Below are 16,163 nucleotides of genomic sequence, written 5' to 3'. Positions count from 1 at the left end.
GGGTGAGATGCGCTCCTGCTGCGCCGGTGACAGTGTTTTGTTCAGGACATGTAAGGTCGCAAGCCGTATCCTGTCCACATGCACGCATCCACGCTCCGCACCGGGATCCTCGTCGCCGCCCTTGCCGGGGTGGCGCTGGCCGCCTCAGGCCAGGACCAGCTCGACCAGCTGCGCACGCAAATGGCCAACATGGGGCCGCAATCGCCGCAGACTCCGCAGGACGGCGCGATCGCGGCGACGATCGCGCAGTGGAAGGCGATCCAGCAGACCGACGCGATGCCGTTCGAGAGCTATGCCGGTTTCCTGATGGCGCATCCGGGCTGGCCCGGCGAAGCCGCCAATCGCCGCGCCGCCGAGCGCCAGGCCGGCGTCGCCAATCCGACAAGCGTACTCGCCTTCTTTGCCCGCTTCCCGCCGCAATCGGCGAGCGGGCTGGTGGCGCAAGCGCGGGCACTGGCCGCGATCGGCCGGTCGGGCGAGGCCGCCGCCGCGGCACGCGCGGCCTGGCGCAAGGGCGGGCTCGCCGCAACCGACGAGAGCACCATCCTCGGCGGCTTCGCCGGTGCGCTGACCCCCGACGATCACGACGCGCGGATGGATGCGTTGCTGTGGCAGGGATCCACCGGGGTCGCGGCGCGCCAGATCGGCTTCACCAGCGCGGCACGAAGGCCGGTTTTCGCGGCACGGCTGGCTTTCCGCACCAATGCCGCCAATGCCGCGGACCTGGCGATGACCACCCAGGATCAGTTCGCCACCGATCCGGGCTATATCGCCGATCGCGCGACCTGGCTGCGCAACTCGGGCGCGAGCCCCAGCGCGCGCAGCTGGCTCGCCCGTCCGCGCACGCTTGCGGGCCGCCCCGGCAATGTCGAGGAATGGTATGAGGTGCTGCTCACCAACGCCCGCGCCGCCAACGCCGATCATCAGTATCAGCTCGCCTATGACATCGCCCGGCAGGTGGACGACGCCTATCCGCTCGGCACCGACGTCTCCAAGAAGCCCTATGGCGAGCGCGACGATTACACCAGCCTGGTGTGGCTTGCCGGCCAGGTGGCGATGAAGCAGCTCGGACGTCCCGCCGATGCGATGGTGATGTACGATCGCTACGGGCGCGGCAGCATGGCGCCGCAGACCCGCGCCAAGGGCTTCTACTGGGCGGGTCGCGCCGCCGAGGCCGCGGGCAAGAGCGTCGAGGCAGCGGCCTTCTACGCGCAGGCGGGCGGCTATCGCGATCAATATTATGGCCAGCTTGCCCTCGAGCGGACGGGCAAGCCGCTGGTGGCACCGCCGGCGATCGGTGCGCCGGCGATCGCGCCCGCCGTTCGCCAGGCGTTCGACAATCGCGAGACGGTGCGCGCGGCGAAGTTCCTCGGCCAGATCGCCGACTGGCAGGACCAGACCGCCTTTGTCCGCCAGATCGCCGCCGATGCCGAAAGCCCGACGGATCATCTGCTCGCCGCCGAGCTGTCGCGCACGATCAACCGCCCGGACCTCGGCGTGATGGTCGGGCGCAGCGCGATGCAGAACGGGCTCAGCGACTATTCCGCCGCGGGCTTCCCGACGGTGACGGTACCGGCAGGCTATGAGGACAGCTGGACGATCATCCATGCCATCGCCCGCCAGGAAAGCCAGTTTGACAAGACCGCGGTCAGCCATGCCGGCGCGCGCGGGCTGATGCAGCTGATGCCGGGCACCGCGCGCGAGCAATCGAGCAAGATCGGCCTAGCCTACGACCAGGCGGCGCTGACCACCGATCCCGGGCTGTCGATGATGCTCGGCTCGAGCTACTTCAAGCGCATCTTCGGCCTCTACGGCAGCTATCCGCTGGCAATCGCCGCCTACAATGCCGGCCCGGGCAATGTGAACAAATGGCTCACCGCCAATGGCGATCCGCGCACCGGCGCCGTCGACATGGTCGACTGGATCGAGGCGATCCCGCTGTCGGAAACGCGCAACTATGTGCAGCGCGTTACCGAGAATGCTGTGGTCTATGACCTGATCAATCCGGCGCGGGCGAAGAGCCGCGGGCCGGCCAACCTCAGCTGGTACCTTGGCAAGAACCGGCCGGGGTGACATCGGGTCCTGCCTGAGAGCCCGGGATGACGGCGTATCGATCCTCGCCTAGACACGCGGCGATGGACCGCCCGAACTACATCACCCCCGCCGGCTATGGCGTGCTGCGCGCCGAATATGAGCAACTGTTCGGCACCGAGCGGCCGGCGCTGGTCGAGACCATCGCCTGGGCCGCGGGCAATGGCGATCGCTCGGAGAATGGCGACTACATCTACGGCCGCAAGCGGCTGCGGGAGATCGATCGTCGGCTCGGCTGGCTGTCGCGACGGATGAAGGCGGCCAAGGTGGTCGATCCCACGCAGCAGGAGGATCGCAGCCGCGCCTGGTTCGGCGCCATCGTCACGATCGCCGACGAGGACGATCAGGAGCGGGTGCTGACGCTGGTCGGCGACGACGAGGCCGATGCGGGCGCCGGCAGGATCGGCTGGAACGCCCCCCTCGCCCGCGCGCTGCGCGGCGCGGCAGTGGGCGATCTCAGGCGGGTGACGCTGCCGGCGGGCGAGCGGGAGTATGAGGTGATCGCCATCGCTTATCCGACGGGATGAGGAACGGCCGCGGCGGCCGATCCGTTGATCGCCGACAAGGAGAATGACCATGGCCGAGAACCCCCGCACCACCGCCGCGCGCGATCATGACGACAGCGCGATCATCGATGCCGCAGTCGCCGAAGGCTCGGGCGGGACGGTCGGCACCGCCGGCGGCAGCCTCGCCCAGGACATCGCGACCCAGGACGACCTCGCGCGCGCGGTCGACGATCCCGAGGCACACACCCGCGCCACCAAGAGCGACGACATCGCCAACAACCAGGCCCGGGCGAGCGATCGCGGCCCCAACCGCCAATAGCGGTTGACCGGGCGGCAGCCGGCAGCGACGGTTGCGGGATGACCGATGAACCCACTCGCAATGTCGCCCTGCTGATCGACGCCGACAACGCCTCCTGGCATGCCATCGACCCGGTGCTGACGGTGCTCGCCGAACTCGGCAGCGTCAACGTCCGCCGGGTCTATGGCAATTGGACCAAGCCCGGCCTCAAGGGCTGGCGCGACATGACGGTGAAGCATGGCATCGAGCCGCAGCAGCAGTTCGACCTCACCAAGGGCAAGAACGCCACCGACATGAAGATGACGATCGATGCGATGGACCTGCTGTTCCGCGGCCGGGTCGACGGCTTCGGGATCATGTCGTCGGACAGCGATTTTATGCCGCTGGCGATGCGGCTTCGCCAGGATGGGCACCCGGTTTACGGCTTTGGCGGCGCCAAGACTCCCGAAGCGTTCAAGCGCGCGTGCACACGGTTCATCGATGTCGATGTGATGCTCCGCGAGCGTTCTCCGGCCACGCCGGCGACGCCCGCTGCGCCGGTGCCGATCGCGCCGCCGCCCGTGGTGATCAACGAGGACGTGCCGCTCGAGCAGGCGCTGCCGCCGGCGATCTCGGGCGGTCTGAAGCCGCGGCCCAAGCTGGCGGTAGACAACGAGCTGCTCAAGCTGCTGATCGACGCCTATGATTCGGTGAAACGCGACGAACGCGGCTTCGTCAGCCTCACCGCGATGGGCCAGCTCGCGGGCAATCGCTCGAGCTTCGACGCGCGCAATTACGGCTACAGCCGCTTGTCCGACCTGATCGAGGCGGTGCCCAATTTTCAGGTCGAGCGGCGCGAGGGTGGCCGGCTGTTCGTCAAGCGGGTGCGCTAGCCAGCGGGGGTGATCTGCGATAGGCTGAAGGCCGAGAGGTAGTCCACCTGGGGGACGCGTCTGGCCATCCCCGAGCCTGGGAGAATGCCGATGCACGATCGCATGTCCGCTGATCCGCTCGCCCCTGCCGCCGATCTTGCTGCGCAAGCGCGCCTGGCCTGGCCTGGCGAAACCGCAACCTACGGCGCCGCGCGCGAGGCCCTGCTCGCTGAGGAGATCGAGCTGCGGCGGCACCTTGAACGCGTCGCCGCGTTGCGGCGGGCGCTGCCGCCCGGTCCGCCGATTCCCACCAGTTGCGTCTTTGTCGACGAGACCGGTGCATCACGCACGCTGCCCGATCTGTTCGGCCCTCACGATACGCTGATCGTCTATTGCTGGATGTTTGGCCCGGCACGGACGCGCCCGTGCCCGATGTGCACCAACCTTCTGGGGCCGCTCGATGGCAATGCCGCGGATCTCGAGCAGCAGGTCGCGCTGGCGGTGATCGGACGATCGCCGATCGCCAGGCAGATCGCCTTCAAGGCCGAACGCGGCTGGCGGCACCTCAGGCTATACGAAACCGACGACGCCTTCCCGCGCGATGTCAGGGCGCTGGCACCCGACGGCGATGAATGGCCAGCGCTGCTGGTCTTCACCCGCGACGACACGGGCATCCGGCTCCACTGGGCGGGCGAGATGTCGGGCGTCACCGCCGATCCCGGCCAGGACCCGCGCGGTGCGCCCGACCTCGCCCCCTTGTGGAACCTCCTCGACCTGACCCCGCGAGGCCGGCATCAGGACTGGTATCCCAAGCTTTCTTATTGACCGATCAGCGCGTCAGCTTCTTGTAGGCCAGCCGGGTCGGGCGATCAGCGGCATCGCCCATGCGGCGCCGCTTGTCTTCCTCGTAGCTTTCGTAATTGCCCTCGAACCACTCGACATGGCTGTCACCCTCGAAGGCGAGGATATGCGTGCAGAGACGGTCAAGGAAGAAGCGATCGTGGCTGATCACCACCGCGCAGCCGGCGAAGGTCTCCAGCGCCTCCTCGAGCGCGCGCAGCGTCTCGACGTCGAGATCGTTGGTCGGCTCGTCGAGCAGCAGAACGTTGCCACCCTCCTTCAGCATCTTGGCCATGTGGACGCGGTTGCGCTCGCCGCCCGACAGCTGGCCGACCTTCTTCTGCTGGTCGGCGCCGCGGAAGTTGAACGCGCCCACATAGGCGCGCGTGCCCATCTCCTGCTTGCCGAACCGGAAGATCTCGAGCTCGTCGGAGATCTCCTGCCAGACATTCTTGTTGGGATCGAGATCGTCGCGTGACTGATCGACATAGCCGAGCTTGACCGTCGAGCCGACCTCGATCGTACCCTCGTCGGGCTGTTCCTGGCCGGTGATGAGCTTGAACAGCGTCGATTTGCCGGCGCCGTTGGGGCCGATCACGCCGACGATGCCACCCGGCGGCAGGGTGAAATCGAGGCCGTCGAACAGCAACTTGTCGCCATAGGATTTGGTCAGGCCCTTAGCCTCGATGACCTTGCCACCGAGCCGCGAGGGCAATTGGATGAGGATCGCAGCCTTGCCGGCGACGCGGCTTTCCTGCTTTTCCATGAGCTCGTCGAACGCGCGGATACGCGCCTTGGACTTGGTCTGGCGGGCCTTGGGGGTCTGGCGCATCCAGGCGAGCTCGTCGGCGATCGCACGCTGCTTGCCGGCCTCGTCGCGCTCCTCCTGCTCGAGCCGCTTGGCCTTCTTCTCGAGATAGCCCGAATAGTTGCTTTCATAGGTGTAGTAACGGCCGCGATCGAGCTCGAGCACCCAATTGACCACATTGTCGAGGAAGTAGCGATCGTGGGTGACGAGGATGACGTTGCCGGCATATTCCTTGAGGTAGTTCTCGAGCCAGGCGACGCTCTCGGCGTCGAGGTGGTTGGTCGGCTCGTCGAGCAGCAGAATATCGGGCTTCTCAAGCAGCAGCTTGCACAAGGCGACGCGGCGCTTCTCGCCGCCCGACAGCTTCGACACATCGGCGTCGCCTGGCGGGCAGCGCAGCGCTTCCATCGCCTGTTCGAGCTGGCTGTCGAGCGCCCAGCCGTCGACCGCGTCGATCTTGGCCTGGAGATTGCCCATCTCCTCCATCAGCTTGTCGAAGTCGGTGTCGTCCTGCGGATCGCCCATCTCGGCCGAGATCGCGTTGAAGCGATCAACCAGGTCGGCGATCGGGCGCACGCCGTCCTTGACGTTGCCCATCACGTCCTTGCTCGGATCGAGCTGCGGCTCCTGCGCCAGATAGCCGACGCGGACGCCTTCCGCGGCCCAGGCCTCGCCGGTAAAATCGGGGTCAATCCCCGCCATCACCTTCATCAGCGTCGACTTGCCCGAGCCGTTGGGGCCGATGATCGCGATCTTGGCCGACGGAATGAACTGCAGGTGGATGTTGTTGAGGACGGGCTTATTGGCGCCGGGGAAGGTCTTGGTCAGACCCTTCATGACGTAGGTATACTGGACGGCCATATGCCGACGGCTCCTGAATGATCGCTAGCGGGATTGGCATCGCATGTAGCGGGCGCCCGCTCCATGCGCAAATGCGCTGCTTGCCCCGGCCGAGGACATATTCCACACCGGCAGCGAACGGATCGAGGCTGACCGATCGAACAGGGGACATCATCATGAAGCGTGCCACTCTCGCCCTGCTGGCGCTTGCCGGCTCCACCCCGGCGCTGGCGCAGCACGCGCGCCCCGCCGCGGCGGCGGCCGTCGATCCTGCCGTGGCGAAGCTGCGCGATGCGGCGCTCACTGATGACGTCGCCTATGACATCGTCGAGGGGCTCACCACCGAGATCGGCCAGCGGCTCGCCGCCACCGACGCCGAGGCGCGCGCGCGCAGCTGGGCGGTGGTCAAGCTCAAGGCGCTGGATTTCAAGAACGTCCACATCGAGACCTACCGGATGCCGGTGTGGGTGCGCGGCGAGGAGACCGCGGAGGTGGTCGCCCCGTTCCCGCAAAAGCTAAAGCTGGTCGCGCTCGGCAACTCCGGCGCGACCCCGGCGGCAGGGGTCACCGCGCCACTAGTCCTGTTCAACACCTATGCCGAGCTGGAGGCCGCGCCCGCGGGCAGCCTGGCTGGCAAAATCGCCTATATCGGCAATGCGATGGCGCCGACGCAGGACGGCTCGAGCTACGGCAGCTATGGCGTCGCGCGTTTCGTCGGCCCCTCGGTGGCGGCGAGCAAGGGCGCGCTCGCGGTGCTGATCCGCTCGATCGGCACCGATCATCATCGCAACCCGCACACCGGGGTCACCGATTGGCCCGTTGGCACTGCCCCGATCCCGGCGGCAGCACTGTCGGTGAGCGACGCCGAATTGCTCGAGCGGATGGCGACGCGCGGCAAGCGAATCACCCTCAAGCTGACGCTGACACCGCGTTTCGCCGGCAATGGCGAATCGGGCAATGTCATTGCCGAGGTGCCGGGCAGCGACGCCAAGGCCGGCGTGGTGCTGGTCGGCGGTCATCTCGACAGCTGGGATCTCGCCACCGGCGCGATCGACGATGCCTCGGGCGTCGCCATCACCGCCGCCGCGGCCAAGCGCCTGCTCGACGGGCCGCGGCCGCGGCGGACGATCCGCGTCGTCTGGTTCGGCGCCGAGGAGCCCGGCGGCTTCGGCGGCAAGGAATATGCTCGCGTTCACGGAAGCGAACGCCACGCGCTGGCGGCGGAAAGCGACTTCGGCGCCGACCGGGTCTGGCGGTTCGAGACCAATTTGGCCGCCACCGCCGCCGTAGTCGGCGACCGCTTGGCGGCGGCGCTCGCGCCGCTCGGCATTACCCGCGGTAACGGGGTCGGCGGCGACGGCACCGATGTCGGGCCGACGCTGGCGCTCGGCGTCCCCGCGATCGACCTCAACCAGGACGGCACCCGCTACTTCGACACGCACCACACGCCCGACGACACGCTCGACCGGATCGACCCCGCCCAGCTGCGCCAGAACGTTGCTGCCTGGACGACCATGCTCGCGATCGCGGCAAATGCCCCCGAGGAGCTGGGTCCGGTAACACCGCGCAAATAAGGCACTTTCGCCATAAACATGGCAGCGCGATGAATTTGTCGATTGACCGAGGGGAAGCGTGCGCTATTTGGGCTGCTTCGCGACGGCAATCGGGTCGGCCGCGATGATTTGTTTTGCTTGGGAGCAATCGAATGAAGAAGATCGCTTTCGTTCTCGCTGCCGCCGGCCTGATGTCCGTCGCTGCGTGCTCGAAGTCGCCTGAGGCTGCTGCTGTTGAGAACAACGCCGACCAGCTGGCGGACAACATGGAGCTGCAGGCCGACAACCTCGACGCGCTTGCCGACAACACCTCGAACGCGTCGACTGCCGCCGTGCTCGAGAATGCTGCCGACAACACCAACGCCGCTGCGGACAACGTCCGTGACGCCGCTGACGAGAAGGCCGACAACATGTAATCAGCCGGCATCGGGCGCTTCGCCCGGTGCGCTGATCATGATGATCGAGAATGAGGGCGTCCTTTCGGGGGCGCCCTTTTTCATGGCAGCCGCTTGTTGCCTGCGGCGGTTTTGCTTTAAGTTCGTGTTGCGCTAATCGCGGCACCCGGTGGGGCCTGTAGCTCAATGGTTAGAGCTGGCCGCTCATAACGGCTAGGTTGCGGGTTCGAGTCCTGCCGGGCCCACCAAATCCTGCTACGTCCCGATCGTGCCGCCCTCAGGCGTCGGTGTCACCATCATCGGCCGGGCGCTGCGGGCGCTGGTCGGTCAACCTGGCTTGATGCTGCCAGCGCGCCATCAGCGCGCGGATGAGCCCGCCGCCGTGGAAATATTGCTGCGCCCATGTTGCCCTGCGTCGGCGCTCGGTGCGCTCCATCAACACCACGCCGGCGATCAGCAGCGCAAGCAACCCGCCGACGACGATGATGGCCAAGGCCTCGTCACCGGTCACAGCCTGCCGAGCGCCGAGAGCGGCTGTCCGACGGAAGCGACGGGATCTTGCGTGATCATGGCTAAACCTATGCGGTCAGGCATGTTTCGGGCAAGGCCGCCCCGCGCGGCATGACGGCTGCTGTGTACCAGCCCGGCACGACCCTACGTCCGAACTGAAGGCGTTAACCGAGCCTTTACCCGCTGGCCGCACAAATACTGCCATGCAGCAAATCCTTTACCAGCTCGCCCGCAGCCGCAGAGCCGCCACCGCGATCGAATATGGATTGATCGCTGCGCTCATCGCCGTTGCGGCGATTGCGGCGATGCAGGGCCTCGGCAACAAGCTCAAGACCACTTTCAACAATGTCTCGACCAACATGAAGGCCAGCTGAGCGCACGCGTCAGCAGCGCTATGCTGCAATAAAAAGTTGCACTTGCCCCGAATCGACGACATCATTCGCCAATAACAACGGGGACCAGAGCCCCGAGGAGAGGTGCTGGATGATCTATCTTGAGATCCTGATGGGCTGCCTTGCGCTGTCGTTCATCGCTATTCCGGTCACGCTAGCGGTGCTGGCCAGGCGCCGATCCGTTACCACTGACCATATTCCAGGCTAAACTCAGCCGCTGCTGGCAAGCGACGGCGTCGCAGGCAGCGTTACTCGTCGGCTGACATCGGCATGTGCTCGTTTCGCAAGTAACAGACTGGCGACCGCGAGGACGAATGCCGGGGCAGCCATGCACGCCAGCAAGTGCGGCGGGGAACAATGATGCTTGCATCAATGACGGCGGTGCCGCTAAGGCGCTGTCCCTGTCGGGGAGTGGCGCAGGCTGGTAGCGCACCTGGTTTGGGACCAGGGGGTCGCAGGTTCGAATCCTGTCTCCCCGACCATCACGATGACGATCATCGATCCTGGCGGCGATCCGCTGCGGCCAGGATATCATCGAGCGTCGTCGGCCGAACGCCCAGCCGGTCGAGCTCGGCGAACATCTGCTCCCACCATTGCCAGAACACCCTCAAATCGTCGGCATGTCGGACATAGGGCGTGTGCCCGGGCACGAGCGAGGGCGAGTGGAACGAGAAGGTGAGCAAGCGCTCGCCCGCCGCCACCGCGACACGGACTGCCCGCAGCGCGGCCTTGATCGGCATGTCTTCGGGCGTGAGCGCGATCCGCACAAGCAGCCCGGCGCGGGCGAAGGCGCCGCGGCCCCGCGGCACCCCTCCCAATGCCTGGTACAGCCCCGCCCCGCCGCGCCGGAGCGCGCCTGTAAACACCGTGCTCAGCGGCAGCTCGATTACGTTTCCAAGCCGATAGGCGCGATTGTCCAGACGCGAAAAGTCCGGGCCACCCTCGCCGGTATAGTCATAGCCGGCGCGTACCGAGCTATCGATCCGATAACCGCGCGCCGCTAGCAATTGAGCGGTTCGGGGCCCGATCCCGTAGCGTCCAGCACGATAGATCAGCGGTCTGGCGCCGAAGGCGGCGGCGAGCGCCTCGGTGATGGTGTCGAGCTTGGCGGCCTCTAGGTCGCGCGGGAGGTTGCCGGGGAAGGTGTCGCCGGGCTGCGGGTCCGTGTAGGGCGGCGTTACCCAGGCGTGGAGCTGGGTGCCGATCGCCGAGCGACCATCCTCGACGACGCGGTGCAGGATCTCGACGGCGCGGGGATCGGTAGCGATCGGATGGTCGGCCATGCAGACCAGCCCGACGCCGTGATCGGCAAAGCGGCGATGCGCTTCAGCGAAGGCCGCCATCGCGCTGGTCGCACAATTGGCCCTGCTCGGCGGCGCGCGCCAGTCGAACTCCTCCTCGACGTCGGCGAACACCAGGAAACGCGTGCCGAACGCCGCGGGCCAGACGATGTGATCGCCCGGCGAAGGCGCGGGCATGCGATAGGGCGAAGCCGCGGCGCCCGTCACCGTCAGTTGATCGCCTGCCCCATGACCTCAGCCTGCGCGGCAGGCAGCCGCAGTGTCAACACATCGGCCGCGAATGACAGCTCGCCGCCCAGTTCGGCGGCGAGGTTGCGCGCGAGCCTGAGGGCAAAGCCCGTGCCGAGCAACGGTGCGCCCTCACCCTCGGCATCGGCGTCCGCATCGATGCTGAGCAACGCCTCCTCGCCGCCGGCCCCGAGCGCGATCGGGCGGGTGAAGGTGAGCGCAAGCCGGCCCGCGCCGTCGACCACGGGGGCGACGTCGACCAGCTCGCCCGGGCCGGCCGCCGAGATCAGTGCCGCCAGCAGGCGCGACAGCAGTCGCTCGATCGCGCGATCGTCGGTGACGACGCTGGTGTCGCCGAGATCGTGGATGACGATCCGGGCGCGGCGGAGTGCGGCGAGCGGTGCGAGATCGGCGGCGATGCGCTCGAGTACGGGGCCGAGCACCACCACCGAGGCACGCAGCTCGAGCGCCTTGCCCTCGATGCGCGCCGCGGTGTCAAGATCCTCGATCGCGGCGATCAGGCTCGCGGCCTGATCGCGGATGGTGACCGCGTGCTCGCGGTAGACCGGCGCGACCGGACCGAGCAGCTGCGCCTCGATCAGTTCGGCAAAGCCGGCAATGGCGTTGGTCGGCGTGCGCAGCTCGTGAACAAGCTGGCGCAGCGAATCCGAGGCGGCCTTGCGCTCGGCAGGCATTGCATCTTCGTCGGCCCGCGGGCGGCGCGCGGTGCCGCAGAAACCGGTGAACCGGCCGCTGGCATGATCGAACATCGGGCTGCCGGACACGCGCCAGGCACCGGCGGCATCCGATCGGCCGCCGACATCGAGCCGCGCGCCGGAGAAGCGCGCGCGCTGGCGGAGCGCGCCGGCAATTGACGCGTCCATTCGCACGTCGCCTTGGCGCGCGGCATGCGCGAATGAGGCGCCGACCAGCGCGGCGCGCGACACGCCGTCGACCCAGCGGATAGTGCCGGTGGCATCGGTCTCGTAACGAAAGGCGGTGGCGCGATCAAGACTGGGTACCGCGGCGGGCTCGGCCTCGCGCTGGCGCTGGAATGCATCGATGCGGGCGACCACGTCGGCGATCTGAAAGCCGCCGTTCGGCGCGCTGCGCGGCTCGGCATGCCGCAGCGCCTCGGCGACCATCGGCAGACCGCGGGCGACGTCGCCAAGCGACTGGAACGGGGTGTCGCTGCGCGGGGTGTCGGCAGGCGGCTCGGGAAGGTCGGCGGCGGGATCGACCGGCGCAACAACCGTCAGCGGGGGGGGCGGCGTCTCTACCGAAGTGGCGATTGACGGCTCAGCGACCGGCACGGGATCGTCGTCGCCGTCATAATGCAGCACGAAATCGGCGGGACCAAAGCTCTGCAGCCCGCGGATCACCTCATCGGGCAGATCGCGGCGGTGGCGAAGCAGCGCGCGACCCTGGACGTCCAGCCGCGGCAGCAACGCAATCCAGTCGGCGACCGGCAGCATCGCGGTGCGCAGCACCGGCGCCGCCACCCCCAGCACATCCTCGGCGAAGAGGGCGACCAGCGCGGCGGGCGGCGACGCAAACGCCAGCGCCCGCGCGCTTGCGGTGCGCACCTCGATCGGCACCGCTTGGCGCAGCAGCCTCAACCGGGCCAGGCCTGGCTCGTCGATCGCCACGCGACCACGGCCCATCAAATCGACAAGCTGCCGCCACGCACTCTGGGCCCCGAAGCCGCTGTCCATATCGGCCGAGAGAACCGTCTTGAGGCTATCGTCGAAGCGCACATCAATTCCCGCAGCAACGCCACCGGATCGGGGCGTCTCGTCGACGTCCTACCGATGCCGGCCCGCTGTGGAAACCTGCCAAATCACCCCGTCGCAATGTGGGACAATTGCGTTGCGCCGCAATTTTGTTAGCTCTACAGGAGCCGCCCGGCGACATTTGGCTCGCATTTGGAGTGTTTCGCGCAATGGCTCTCGACAGGATCGATCGGCAGATCCTTTCCCACCTGCAGCAGGATGGGCGGATGACCAATGTCGACTTGGCCGAACGCGTCGGGCTGACCGCGCCGCCCTGCCTGCGTCGCGTCCGCGCGCTCGAGGAAGCCGGGGTGATCCGCGGCTACCATGCCGACCTCGACCCCGCGAGCCTGGGATTTCCGATCACGGTGTTCGCGATGGTGTCGCTGCGCAGCCAGGCCGAGCACGATCTCGCCGCGTTCGAGGCGCATGTTGCCGAGATACCCGAAATCCGCGAATGCCACATGCTCAACGGCGAGATCGACTTCATCCTGAAGATCGTCGCGGGCGATCTCAAGAGTTTCCAGGAGATCCTCACCACCCATCTGACGCCGGCGCCCAACGTCGCGAGCGTGAAGACGTCGCTGACGATCCGCACGGCCAAGTCGCAGTCGGGGATTCCGGTTTCCGCGGATTGAAGTCCGGGCCGGGGGGAGCCGCTGGCGACCCTGCTCACTGACTGAGGACTTCAACCGACCCTGCAGATCAACAAAAAAGGGGCGATCCGTTGCCGGACCGCCCCTTTCTTCTATCAGTGGCCGACTGCCTCAGGCGGCAGCAGCACCCGCGGTCGGGCCCGACTGCAGCCAGGTCGTCCACAGGCTGGCGATGCCGGCGCGCGGCTGGCTGGTCACGGCGTTAAACGCGGTGGTCGCGCCGGCCTTGTCACCCGAGTAGGCGAGCGCGATGCCGAGGTGGGTGTTGACCTCGTCGGCATTGACGCCGCCCTTGCTGAGCGCCGCGCGGTACAGTTCCACGGCCTTGGCGTAATTACCCTGGCCGAGATAGGCATCGGCGGTTTGCGCCGAAATCTTGCCGTCCTTGGCGGCCTTGGCCTGCGCCTCGGACTTGGGCAGCGAATCGTTGCGGATCGCCGTAACGGCCTGGCCGAGCGTGTCGGTGGTCAGCTTGCTGGTCGCCGGGATCTTGCCCGAAGCGCGACCTTCCTTGAGCACTGCCTGCGCTTCATACGGATTCCCGAGGTTGTTCACGGTGTAGCCGTATTCCTCGTAGATCGCCTGATCGGACAGCGAGCCGCTGGCGCGCATCAGGCGGAACAGGTCCACTGTCTGCAGCTTGTCGGGCTTGATCGGGCTGTTCTGCGCGAAAGCGTACTGCAGGATGACGTCGCGCCACACCTTCTGGGTGGGATAAGCGGCGACATATTTCTTCATCCAGGCGAGCGTGATCGGCGCCTGATTGGCCTTGTTGGCCGTGGCAATCGCATAGCGATAATATTCTTCCGGCGGCTTGGTGCCGCCCTGCTGCTGCGCCGTCATCGCCGCATCGAGGTCGGTAAGGCCGCCCTGAATGTCGCCGCCGCGAACCTTGAGCTGGGCAAGCTCCAGCGCGAAGTCGGGGCTTGAATAGCCGGCCTGCTTCGCCTGGGTGTAATATTGCACGGCGACCGGATACTGGCCGCTGTTGGCGGCGAGCTTGCCGCGCGCGAACAGATACTTGCCACGATCGGCAGCGGGCGTGTTCTTGGCAGCGATCAGTGCGTCGAGCGGCTTGGCCAGCACCGTCTGGTCGATCGGCGCATTGGGATTCGCTTGCTGCTGCGCCGCGAGCTTGTTGTTCTCAAGATCATAGCGCAGCGCCGCGGCGATATACTTGTCGTCGTCGGTGGTGCCCGTGGTTTCGATCTGCGCCACCAGCGGCTCGGCGGTGGCGAAATCGTGCGCCTTGATCGCGGCCTGGGCGTTGAACGCCGCCGCCTGGACGGGCTTGCTCAACTTGAACGAGGAGCCCTGGGCTTCCTCCTTCTTGTCCTTGGCCTGGACAGGCGCGACCAGCGCCAGGCTGCTGGCGCCCGTGGCGAGCACGGCGGCCAGGGCAAGCTTAGACAGGGTCTTCATGCGAATATCGTCTCCATCAAGCGGCATTGCTGCCCCAACGTTCGGGGTGGCTGTAATGGTCCACGGGACCGGGTACAAGCGATGCAAGCTGGTCGCAGGCATCGTAAACGCCCGCTGAACCACGGTTGAACGGCGATTGAACCGCGCGCGGCGGGCGGGTACCCGGGCCGGCATGATCGCCGTGCTCTCCCCCGCCAAGACGCTGGATTACGACAGCGCCCTGCCCCCGTTTCAACCGACCACCCCGCGTTTCGCGACCGAAGCAGCGACGCTGGCGGCGGCGGCATCGCACCTGACGCAAAAGCGGCTGGCCGAGCTGATGCACATCTCGCCGGCCCTCGCCAAGCTCAACGCCGATCGGTTCCGCGGCTTCGCCGACGCGGCGGGCCGCCCGGCGCTGTTCGCCTTCGCTGGCGACGTCTACACCGGGCTCGACGCGCCGACGCTCGACGAGGCGGCGGTCCATTATGCGCAGGACCATCTCCGGCTGCTGTCGGGCCTCTACGGGCTGTTGCGCCCGTTGGATGCGATGCGGCCCTATCGGCTCGAGATGGGCACGCGCTGGGCCCCGCGACACAAGAAGCTGACCGACTGGTGGGGCGGCCGGATCGCCACGCTGCTCGCCGCCGACCTCGAGGCGGAGGGTTCGGCCACCGTGCTCAACCTCGCCAGCCAGGAATATTGGGCAGCGGTGGCCGATCGCTTGCCTGCCGGCGTACGGGTGATCACGGTCGACTTCCGCGATGGCGAGCGGTTCATCAGCTTCCACGCCAAGAAGGCGCGGGGGATGATGGCGCGCTGGCTGGTGGAGCATCGCATCGCCGATGCCGAGGGCATGAAGGGCTTCGACAGCGATGGCTATGCCTTCGATGCTGCAGCGAGCACGCCCGACCAGTGGCGGTTCGTACGATGACCAGCGCGGTGGTGATCGGTGCGTCCGGCGGAATTGGCGCGGCGCTGGCCGAGGCGCTCGCCGACGAGGGCAGCTACGAGCACGTCTACCGCTTCGCGCGGTCGGCGAGCGGCGCGGACCATCTCGATCTCGAGCAAGAGGCAAGCATCGTCGCCGCAGCGGCGCGCGTGGCCGCGGGGCCGCCACCGGCGCTCGTGATCGTCGCCACCGGCTTGCTCCATGACGGCGAGACAGGACCGGAAAAGACCTATCGCGATCTCGATCCGGTGTGGCTGGCCCGCACGCTGGCGGTGAATGCGATCGGACCGGCGCTCGTCGCCAAGCACTTCCTGCCGCTGATGCCCAAGACCGGCCGCAGCGTGCTGGCGATCCTCTCGGCGCGGGTTGGTAGCATCTCGGACAATCGGCTCGGCGGCTGGTACGGCTATCGGATGGGCAAGGCGGCGCTCAACCAGCTGATCCGCACCCTCTCGATCGAGGACAAGCGGCGCAACGACCGTGGCATTGTGATTGGGCTCCATCCCGGCACGGTCGACACCGCGCTGTCCAAGCCGTTTCAGGCCAATGTCCGCGCCGGCACCTTGTTCACCCCCGACCGCGCCGCCTCGCAGTTGCTCGACGTCATCGACGAGCTCAAGGTCACCGACAGCGGCAAGGTGATCGACTTCGAGGGCAAGGAGGTCGCTCCCTAGCCGCGTGCCGCCGCCCGGCTCCCTTGGCCCGCATGCGCGTACACGCGTACGCGCGCGTGACTTTCGCGTCGGCGGCGCCTAGACCGCTGACCAAC

At 67.3% G+C, this 16,163-nt stretch carries 16 protein-coding genes and 2 tRNA genes; 13 read left to right on the top strand and 5 right to left on the bottom strand.

The features are described 5' to 3' along the window. Window positions 1-78: 78 nt before the first annotated feature. The 5 genes from AC07M8_RS10780 to AC07M8_RS10760 all read left to right on the top strand — a co-directional run bounded on the left by AC07M8_RS10780 (window position 79) and on the right by AC07M8_RS10760 (window position 4,571). Window positions 79-2,073 (top strand): lytic transglycosylase domain-containing protein, encoded by a 1,995-nt coding sequence (locus AC07M8_RS10780; protein WP_495174346.1) that lies wholly within the window; start codon window positions 79-81, stop codon window positions 2,071-2,073. Window positions 2,074-2,135: 62 nt separating this feature from the next. After that, window positions 2,136-2,618 (top strand): GreA/GreB family elongation factor, encoded by a 483-nt coding sequence (locus AC07M8_RS10775; RefSeq protein WP_495174345.1) that lies wholly within the window; start codon window positions 2,136-2,138, stop codon window positions 2,616-2,618. A gap of 49 nt (window positions 2,619-2,667) precedes the next feature. Next, a complete protein-coding gene (locus tag AC07M8_RS10770) occupies window positions 2,668-2,916 on the top strand; it encodes a hypothetical protein (RefSeq protein ID WP_495174344.1) in 249 nt (82 codons plus the stop codon). Window positions 2,917-2,954: 38 nt separating this feature from the next. Next, on the top strand, window positions 2,955-3,767 hold the full coding sequence (locus AC07M8_RS10765; RefSeq protein WP_495174343.1) for an NYN domain-containing protein: 813 nt from the start codon (window positions 2,955-2,957) through the stop codon (window positions 3,765-3,767). A 102-nt stretch (window positions 3,768-3,869) separates the two neighbouring features. Next, window positions 3,870-4,571: a DUF899 family protein gene (locus AC07M8_RS10760; RefSeq protein WP_495174342.1), complete on the top strand. Its 702-nt coding sequence runs from the start codon at window positions 3,870-3,872 to the stop codon at window positions 4,569-4,571. A 4-nt stretch (window positions 4,572-4,575) separates the two neighbouring features. Here the strand turns inward: AC07M8_RS10760 and ettA are convergent, their stop codons facing one another. Further along, entirely contained in the window at window positions 4,576-6,255 is a 1,680-nt protein-coding gene (ettA, locus tag AC07M8_RS10755) for an energy-dependent translational throttle protein EttA (RefSeq protein WP_495174341.1), read from the bottom strand. 155 nt (window positions 6,256-6,410) lie between these two features. Between ettA and AC07M8_RS10750 the strand changes: the two genes are divergently transcribed. The 3 genes from AC07M8_RS10750 (at window position 6,411) to AC07M8_RS10740 (ending at window position 8,430) form a co-directional block, all read left to right on the top strand. Continuing rightward, on the top strand, window positions 6,411-7,808 hold the full coding sequence (locus AC07M8_RS10750) for a M20/M25/M40 family metallo-hydrolase (RefSeq protein ID WP_495174340.1): 1,398 nt from the start codon (window positions 6,411-6,413) through the stop codon (window positions 7,806-7,808). 131 nt (window positions 7,809-7,939) lie between these two features. After that, complete coding sequence (locus tag AC07M8_RS10745) at window positions 7,940-8,203, top strand: hypothetical protein (RefSeq protein WP_267392961.1); 264 nt, start codon at window positions 7,940-7,942, stop codon at window positions 8,201-8,203. Between the two features lie 151 nt (window positions 8,204-8,354). Next, window positions 8,355-8,430, top strand: a tRNA-Ile gene (locus AC07M8_RS10740). A 29-nt stretch (window positions 8,431-8,459) separates the two neighbouring features. Here the strand turns inward: AC07M8_RS10740 and AC07M8_RS10735 are convergent. After that, on the bottom strand, window positions 8,460-8,675 hold the full coding sequence (locus AC07M8_RS10735; protein WP_495174339.1) for a hypothetical protein: 216 nt from the start codon (window positions 8,673-8,675) through the stop codon (window positions 8,460-8,462). Between the two features lie 220 nt (window positions 8,676-8,895). On the opposite strand from AC07M8_RS10735, the gene AC07M8_RS10730 reads away from it, so the two are divergent. Continuing rightward, window positions 8,896-9,066 (top strand): Flp family type IVb pilin, encoded by a 171-nt coding sequence (locus AC07M8_RS10730; RefSeq protein ID WP_495174338.1) that lies wholly within the window; start codon window positions 8,896-8,898, stop codon window positions 9,064-9,066. 423 nt (window positions 9,067-9,489) lie between these two features. Beyond that, a tRNA-Pro gene (locus AC07M8_RS10725) sits at window positions 9,490-9,566 on the top strand. A 12-nt stretch (window positions 9,567-9,578) separates the two neighbouring features. Here the strand turns inward: AC07M8_RS10725 and AC07M8_RS10720 are convergent. Together AC07M8_RS10720 and AC07M8_RS10715 are read right to left on the bottom strand one after the other, a co-directional pair. Next, window positions 9,579-10,562, bottom strand: coding sequence for a polysaccharide deacetylase family protein (locus AC07M8_RS10720; protein ID WP_495174337.1), 984 nt, complete (start codon window positions 10,560-10,562; stop codon window positions 9,579-9,581). 32 nt (window positions 10,563-10,594) lie between these two features. Beyond that, entirely contained in the window at window positions 10,595-12,370 is a 1,776-nt protein-coding gene (locus tag AC07M8_RS10715) for a histidine kinase dimerization/phospho-acceptor domain-containing protein (protein WP_495174336.1), read from the bottom strand. A 185-nt stretch (window positions 12,371-12,555) separates the two neighbouring features. Between AC07M8_RS10715 and AC07M8_RS10710 the strand changes: the two genes are divergently transcribed. After that, window positions 12,556-13,023, top strand: a complete 468-nt coding sequence (locus AC07M8_RS10710) for an Lrp/AsnC family transcriptional regulator (RefSeq protein WP_267392955.1) — start codon at window positions 12,556-12,558, stop codon at window positions 13,021-13,023. Between the two features lie 129 nt (window positions 13,024-13,152). On the opposite strand, the gene AC07M8_RS10705 is transcribed toward AC07M8_RS10710, so the two are convergent. After that, window positions 13,153-14,463 carry a hypothetical protein gene (locus AC07M8_RS10705; protein WP_495174335.1) on the bottom strand — a complete coding sequence of 437 codons (1,311 nt, stop codon included), beginning with the start codon at window positions 14,461-14,463 and terminating at the stop codon, window positions 13,153-13,155. 172 nt (window positions 14,464-14,635) lie between these two features. Here AC07M8_RS10705 and yaaA point away from each other — a divergent pair, with 172 nt between their 5' ends. Further along, window positions 14,636-15,376, top strand: coding sequence for a peroxide stress protein YaaA (gene yaaA / locus AC07M8_RS10700; RefSeq protein WP_495174334.1), 741 nt, complete (start codon window positions 14,636-14,638; stop codon window positions 15,374-15,376). Beyond that, complete coding sequence (locus AC07M8_RS10695; RefSeq protein ID WP_495174333.1) at window positions 15,373-16,068, top strand: SDR family NAD(P)-dependent oxidoreductase; 696 nt, start codon at window positions 15,373-15,375, stop codon at window positions 16,066-16,068. The genes yaaA and AC07M8_RS10695 overlap by 4 nt, the downstream gene beginning before the upstream one ends. Window positions 16,069-16,163 lie beyond the last annotated feature (95 nt).

The sequence above is a fragment of the Sphingomonas sp. GW821-FHT09E03 genome, from assembly GCF_059416225.1.
The sequence above is the reverse complement of the archived record's forward strand: the minus strand, read 5'-3'. Positions and strand labels throughout refer to the sequence as shown.

Bases quoted from the DNA above. Each gene is read 5' to 3' on its own strand.
- AC07M8_RS10780 (WP_495174346.1), top strand. From the start codon at position 79: ATGCACGCATCCACGCTCCGCACCGGGATCCTCGTCGCCGCCCTTGCC.
- AC07M8_RS10775 (WP_495174345.1), top strand. From the start codon at position 2,136: ATGGACCGCCCGAACTACATCACCCCCGCCGGCTATGGCGTGCTGCGC.
- AC07M8_RS10770 (WP_495174344.1), top strand. From the start codon at position 2,668: ATGGCCGAGAACCCCCGCACCACCGCCGCGCGCGATCATGACGACAGC.
- AC07M8_RS10765 (WP_495174343.1), top strand. From the start codon at position 2,955: ATGACCGATGAACCCACTCGCAATGTCGCCCTGCTGATCGACGCCGAC.
- AC07M8_RS10760 (WP_495174342.1), top strand. From the start codon at position 3,870: ATGTCCGCTGATCCGCTCGCCCCTGCCGCCGATCTTGCTGCGCAAGCG.
- ettA (WP_495174341.1), bottom strand. From the start codon at position 6,255: ATGGCCGTCCAGTATACCTACGTCATGAAGGGTCTGACCAAGACCTTC.
- AC07M8_RS10750 (WP_495174340.1), top strand. From the start codon at position 6,411: ATGAAGCGTGCCACTCTCGCCCTGCTGGCGCTTGCCGGCTCCACCCCG.
- AC07M8_RS10745 (WP_267392961.1), top strand. From the start codon at position 7,940: ATGAAGAAGATCGCTTTCGTTCTCGCTGCCGCCGGCCTGATGTCCGTC.
- AC07M8_RS10730 (WP_495174338.1), top strand. From the start codon at position 8,896: ATGCAGCAAATCCTTTACCAGCTCGCCCGCAGCCGCAGAGCCGCCACC.
- AC07M8_RS10720 (WP_495174337.1), bottom strand. From the start codon at position 10,562: ATGCCCGCGCCTTCGCCGGGCGATCACATCGTCTGGCCCGCGGCGTTC.
- AC07M8_RS10710 (WP_267392955.1), top strand. From the start codon at position 12,556: ATGGCTCTCGACAGGATCGATCGGCAGATCCTTTCCCACCTGCAGCAG.
- AC07M8_RS10705 (WP_495174335.1), bottom strand. From the start codon at position 14,463: ATGAAGACCCTGTCTAAGCTTGCCCTGGCCGCCGTGCTCGCCACGGGC.
- yaaA (WP_495174334.1), top strand. From the start codon at position 14,636: ATGATCGCCGTGCTCTCCCCCGCCAAGACGCTGGATTACGACAGCGCC.
- AC07M8_RS10695 (WP_495174333.1), top strand. From the start codon at position 15,373: ATGACCAGCGCGGTGGTGATCGGTGCGTCCGGCGGAATTGGCGCGGCG.